At 51.7% G+C, this 5,070-nt stretch carries 4 protein-coding genes and 3 pseudogenes; all 7 read right to left on the bottom strand.

Annotated elements, in window-relative coordinates; genetic code table 11:
• Positions 1-413: 413 nt before the first annotated feature.
• Entirely contained in the window at positions 414-1,094 is a 681-nt protein-coding gene (locus tag FTV48_RS14040) for a LysR family substrate-binding domain-containing protein (protein WP_109354582.1), read from the bottom strand.
• A gap of 3 nt (positions 1,095-1,097) precedes the next feature.
• Positions 1,098-1,397 (bottom strand): annotated as a pseudogene (locus FTV48_RS15155) (LysR family transcriptional regulator); the annotation flags it as partial.
• Positions 1,398-1,424: 27 nt separating this feature from the next.
• Positions 1,425-2,639 (bottom strand): chloramphenicol/florfenicol efflux MFS transporter FloR, encoded by a 1,215-nt coding sequence (floR, locus tag FTV48_RS14035; RefSeq protein ID WP_000214122.1) that lies wholly within the window; start codon positions 2,637-2,639, stop codon positions 1,425-1,427.
• Between the two features lie 269 nt (positions 2,640-2,908).
• Positions 2,909-3,682, bottom strand: coding sequence for an IS21-like element ISAba8 family helper ATPase IstB (istB, locus tag FTV48_RS14030; RefSeq protein ID WP_159139008.1), 774 nt, complete (start codon positions 3,680-3,682; stop codon positions 2,909-2,911).
• On the bottom strand, positions 3,682-4,701 hold the full coding sequence (istA, locus tag FTV48_RS14025; protein WP_159139009.1) for an IS21 family transposase: 1,020 nt from the start codon (positions 4,699-4,701) through the stop codon (positions 3,682-3,684). The genes istB and istA overlap by 1 nt, the downstream gene beginning before the upstream one ends.
• A gap of 113 nt (positions 4,702-4,814) precedes the next feature.
• Positions 4,815-4,946 (bottom strand): annotated as a pseudogene (locus FTV48_RS14020) (DUF3363 domain-containing protein); the annotation flags it as partial.
• Positions 4,945-5,070: pseudogene (locus FTV48_RS14015) on the bottom strand (IS3 family transposase); the annotation flags it as partial. The pseudogenes FTV48_RS14015 and FTV48_RS14020, both read right to left, overlap by 2 nt.

The following is a 5,070-nucleotide window of genomic DNA, read 5'->3' as shown; positions in this document are numbered from 1 at the left end:
TGTTCAAATGGCGATTCAGCGTTTAATTGGTTTTGGGAAAAAAGAAGAGTTTAAGGAAATTTTGGCAATTTTAAGAAAGCAGAATCCTGATAGGATAAGGGTTCTGTGAAATTTGTCGTGTACAGAGTATAATAATAATAATCGAGCATGAGTCTCATACGGATGCTCGGGTCGAAAGGGAATCCCCAGGCGAGTAACCTGTTTGCGGTGATCCATTAGCTGCAGGAGCAGAAGAGCATACATCTGGAAGCAAAGCCAGGAAAGCGGCCTATGGAGCTGTGCGGCAGCGCTCAGTAGGCAAAAGAGACGGAGCCGATCAGAGAGTAGGCAAAATCGGGACGGGCAACAGGAAAGAGGATGCCGGAGGGCTGCCGGATACTATCGGCGGCAAATAGGATGGATCGCCTGTGCCGTTATCGTGCCGGTCGAGTGCCATCCAGGAAACGATTGGGCGAATCGCCGTCACGCTTCATTTTGCCTGCGAGGTTGAGTAGATTTTTCAGTGCGGAGTTGCGATTGAACGGCGACCAGACGGCTGTAAAGGCAACCGGCTCCGGTTCATCGAGGAAGGGCAGGAAGACGATGCCGGTCGTCGGCAACAATGACGTTGCCTCGCCGACGATAGTGATGCCGAAGCCTTGTCCGACCATAGATAGCAGCGTGTCGCGCCCCACATCAAAGCGCCGGATCGACGGTGCGGGCCAACGCCCGGCAAGGCGCAGCACGATATGGTCATGGACCTGCGGGCCGGTGCCACCATAGCGAACAATGAAAGTCTCGCCGACCAGATCGGACCAAGTGATTGCGGACTGCCCGGCGAGGCGATGCCCATCCGATAGCACGGCCACCAGCGGTTCGGTCCAGATCGGTCGGGTATGGCAGTCGGGCATCTCGGGCTTGCCCGCGACGAACACCACGTCGAGCTGGTCAGCACGAAGCTGCATCACCGCATCGCGGGCTGTGCCTTCGGTGATCTCAACCTCAATGCCCGTATGTTCTTCCCGATAATGACGGATCAGCTCCGTGAGAAAGCTGCGTGGGATTAAGGCATGGATGCCGATGCGAAGCCGGCCGTATTCTCCTTGAGCTGTCATGCCTGCGGTCTTCACTGCGTGATCGAGTTGATCGACACCCGCCGTGACACGCTCCATGAAGTGCCTGCCTGCGTCTGTTAGCCGAACGCCCCGCGCATGGCGCTCAAATAGCAGGACACCAAGGTTATCCTCCAGCGCTTTCACACGCGCGCTGACGCTCGACTGGCTGATACCAAGTGCCTTGGCCGCATGCCGAAAATTCAGATGCTCGGCGACGGCGATGAACTGAACAAGGGAAATGAGCGGTATCCTGCCAGACAGGATACCGACATTCACGAGGTTTCGATGGTTAGTGCGCCGCATCGGAGCGGGCCTGCTACCAGTCGTCGGTTAGACGACTGGCGACTTCTCGGTGGCAGCCCCACGGAGCCGAAGGAGCACCAGCCCCAACGAAACCAGTACCGCCATCGCCGTGGCGTAACAGATCACGGGCCACGCTGTGTCACCGTTTAAAAGTGCCACCGCCAATGTCCCGACAATGCTGACTATCAGGCTTTGAACGCAGAAGTAGAACGCGACCGCTGATCCCGCGATGTCGTCGAACTCTGCCAAAGCGCCGTTCGCGGTAACGGACACCGTGAAGACAATACCGACCGCGACAACCCACATCGGTAGGATGAAGGTGAGGAATGACGGCGAGCCGTAAAGTTCGCCGATCCCCAACAGGACCGCTCCGCAAACAAGCAACGCCATCCCACGCGCCACGCATCCTGCGATGCCCCATCTGGCGACAAAGGACTTCGCGAAACGGGTTGTCACGATCATTACAAGCGCGACAGTGGCGAAGGCAAAGCTGAATCCGATCTCGGAATATTCCGCTTGGCCTATGAGCACACGGGGAGCCGTCGAGAAGAAGACGAAGTAGGTGCCCATACCGGCGCTAAAGCCGACAGTGTAAACCCAAAAAGCCGGACTCGCGAAGATCGGCAAGACAGATCGGCGCGTCTTGACTTGATCCAGAGGGCGGGTTTCGTGCCACCTGAAACCCGCATTTAGGAGTGCGAGCATCGCCAGTATAGCCAAAGTAATGAATATCGCCTGCCATCCCAAGAACTCGCCGATCAATACTCCGGCGATAGGGCCGAGCGCAGGCACGAACGCCAGCATCGAACTGAAAAGGCCGTAGATGACGACACCCTCAGGACGGTTGGCATAAACGTCGCGAACCGTCGCGAACGTCGCCACCAGCATGGCCGACGCGCCCACTGCTTGAAGTAGACGGAAAGCGACAAAGGCCGGTGCAGTTGAAGACCAAGCTGCTCCCAGAGACGCAATGACGAAAGCCGTTGCGCCCGCAAGTAGAATTGGCCGTCGCCCGATTCTGTCTGAGAGCGGACCAAAAATCACCTGGCCCACGCCGAGCATCACCATATAGAGGCTCAACGTGAGTTGGATCATAGCGGGCGTCGTGTTCAGGATGCCGGGCATCGCTGGAACGACAGGGAGATAAATATCCATCGCCAGTGAAGCGAGGATGTCGAAAGGAGCCATCAGCAGCAGTGCTGCCGGCAGCGTATAGGCCCACGCGGGGCGTGTGGTGGTCATGACGAATCAACCCTCGATTAAGGAATACCGGGCGACGTCTGCTCGTCAGCAATCAGATGAGACTAGCCTTACAGAGCGCCGCAACAACAATACTGGTTGTTGCGGCTTACTTGTCTGCTGACTTGGAATTTCCCATCTGATTACTCCACGCTTACGAATATGAATTGCTACATTTTATCCGATTATCTTTTGCTTTGTCAACGGCATTCTAAAATTGACCCCTTTTACCTTACAAATGGCAAAGTAAAATTGACCCCTTTGATCTCGTATTAAATTTCAACCTGAGGCTGAATCCCTATTCTTTTTTTATCCTTCAAACGATAACTCTCACCCGATATTTGTACCACATGACAGTGATGCAATAACCGATCTAACATCGCAGCGGTCAACGTGACATCATCCGCAAATGACTTAGACCATTGGCTAAAGGGTAAGTTACTCGTCAATATCGTACTGCCTTTTTCATAACGCTTGGCAATCACGTTAAAGAACAGATTCGCTTCTTCACGTCCAAACGGTAAATAACCAATTTCATCGATAATCAGTAATTTTGGGGCGAGTATCACCCGTTGCATATAGGTTTTCAATTTACCTTGCTGATAGGCTGTACTGAGTTGCAGCATGAGATCGGCGGCGGTAATAAACTTGGTTTTGACATTGTTCATGATGGCCTTATAGCCTAATGCCATGGATAAATGCGTTTTCCCTACACCGCTAGCACCAAGAAACACCACATTTTCTGCTCTAGCAATAAAGCTCAGGTTGAACAACTCGACCACCTGTGATTTGGGAGCACCCAGTGCATAATTAAAATCGTAACCTTCCAGCGTTTTCACTTGAGGCAGGCCTGAGAGTTTCATCAGTACCTGCTGGCTGCGCTGTTGCCTGGCAGCATATTCATGCGTCAAGATCGCTTCAACAAAGTCGGCATAACTTCCATCCTGACCTAATGTTTGTTGTGCATGATGTGACCATTGTGATGCGATGGCAGGCAGATTGAGCTTTTGGCAAAGCTGCTCTATACGGTCGTATTGCAGATTCATCAGGAAACTCCCAGCAACTGGTCATATACAGATAAGGGATGCTGCAAACTCTCGTAGGGCATGACATGCTGTGCTGCTGCAACAGGTACAGTGCTGGAACCTGTATCTGATTGCGGTAATGGCGTAAATTTTTGCTGCTCCTGTTGCAGTCGAACAGCCGGTTTTTCCTGCGTGGTGGCATGAATCCGCTGATTGGCGGTTTCATGCAGCCACCGGCCAATGTGGGCATTGGCGACATCAACATCTAACAGTAAACCCGAAGTCTTCAGGCTTGCTTTCAATGGCACAATAAAGCTTGATTTGAGGTATCCATTAAAGCGTTCAACTTTGCCTTTGGTCTGTGCACGGTAGGGCTTACATACGCGAGGACGAAAGCTGTATTTCTTGGCGCAGTCGAGCAGTTTGGGATTCCATTTATGCTGCCCCTCCTGATAGGCATCCCGTTCAATCATGATCGTTTTAGCGTTATCAAACAGGATTTCCTGAGGTACTCCTGCAAAGAACTGAAATGCATTTTCCAGACCATCGATCCATGCATCGGTACGTTCATGATCATAAAATTTCACGAAAGTCGCTCTGGAATACCCTAATGTTGCGACAAAGGCTTTTAAAGTCGAGTTGTTGCGTCGAATCGTGGTGAAATCTACCTGCATTTGTTGGCCAGGTTGGGTTTCAAAACGAATGATCGGTTCCGGTTTAGCAACTGATTTTAATGTTGCAAGATATTCCCTCAAGATCCTGATCTTTCCTGGATATCCCAACCTTAAAATTTCCTGGTAGAGCACAACAGCAGGAATCCATTCAGGATGAGCTGCGTTTACACGTTTGAGTAAATAGGGTTTATATGGATCAAGAATACTTGTTCTAGGTTGTGTACGCCGATACTGAGGTGTTTCCTTCTGCCGTAAATATTTACGTACGGTATTTCGGGACACCCCCAGTTCACGACTAATGGCTTTAATAGATTTACCTTGTTGATGAAGTATTTGGATTGTCACTGCTTGCTCCAAAGTTAACATGTTGAGCAGTCCAAAATGACCGCTATATTAACCAAGGGGGTCAGTTTTTAAATGCCATTAGGGGGTCATTTTTACACTGCCGCTAACAGCTTCGCAATGCGGCATGGGCGCACTCAGCGTTCCAGCCCCCTCTGCCGCCCTAACTGCCACGACACCGACCCGCCCTGCACGATGCCCATAACCTCGCGGCCGAGTTGGCGGTCGATGATCGGCCGCCACGGGACAAGGGTGAACTCATGGGATTTCAGCCAAAGCATTATCGTATGAATCACCAGTCGTACCGACTGATGCTCGTAAATTTGCTGCTTCTAAACGATTGGTATAGCGAATGGAAAGATATTGCACACCTCTGTCGGAATGATGAATCAC

This window comes from Acinetobacter sp. YH18001, from assembly GCF_013416975.1.
Classification (GTDB): Bacteria; Pseudomonadota; Gammaproteobacteria; order Pseudomonadales; family Moraxellaceae; genus Acinetobacter; species Acinetobacter pseudolwoffii.
Note: the sequence above shows the minus strand (reverse complement) of the source record. Positions and strands in the feature narration are given on the sequence as shown.